This is a genomic window from Shinella sp. R2-11, from assembly GCF_055330205.1.
Map to the genome: position 1 here is coordinate 1 of NZ_JBVAPC010000026.1, position 772 is coordinate 772.

Genomic DNA, 772 nt, shown 5'->3' on the forward strand with positions numbered 1-772 from the left:
CGTCGAGGAGGAGACGAGGTTGTTGAGCGCCACCGTCATCGGCGTCGTCGATGCGCCGGAGAAGGAGGCGCCGAACAGGAAGTCGTTCCAGATATTGGTGAACTGCCAGATGACCGAGACGACGATGATCGGGCCGGAGGATGGCAGCAGGATGCGGTAGAAGATCTGGAAGAAGCTCGCCCCGTCGATCTGCGCCGCGCGCACCAGCTCGGTCGGGAAGTTCTCATAATAGTTGCGGAAGTAGAGCGTCGTGAAGCCGAGACCGTAGACGACATGCACGAGGATCAGCCCCCAGAGCGAGCCGGCCAGCCCGATCATCCCGAGGATGCGTGCCATCGGGATGAGCACGATCTGGAACGGGATGAAGCAGGACAGCAGCAGCAGGCCGAAGAAGACGTTCGAGCCCTTGAACTGCCACTTGGTCAGCACGTAGCCGTTCAGCGCGCCGATGATCGTGGAGATCGCGACGGCCGGCACGACCATCAGGATCGAGTTGATGAAGAAGGGGCGAAGGCCGGTCGGCTGCACGCCGATCTGTGCCGTCGACCAGGCGGAGATCCAGGGCTCGATCGTCCATTCTTTCGGCAGGTTCAGCATGCCGCCCTGGCGGATCTCCTCCAGCGGCTTCAGCGAGTTCACCAGCATCACATAGAGCGGCAGCAGGTAGTAGAACGCGAAGACGATGAGCGCGGTGTAGATGAGGGCGCGCGTCAGGCGGCCGTGCGAGATGATGTTGTCGGGGCTTTGCGCGCTCATCGGCCTTTGCCTCCGA

1 protein-coding gene is annotated in these 772 nt (G+C 62.3%); it reads right to left on the reverse strand.

Going from position 1 to position 772, the window contains the following annotated elements; genetic code table 11:
- Positions 1-756 (reverse strand): carbohydrate ABC transporter permease (locus tag ACZ1A1_RS24920; RefSeq protein ID WP_463622061.1); only part of this gene is annotated, 756 nt, incomplete at its 3' end.
- Between the last annotated feature and the right edge of the window lie 16 nt (positions 757-772).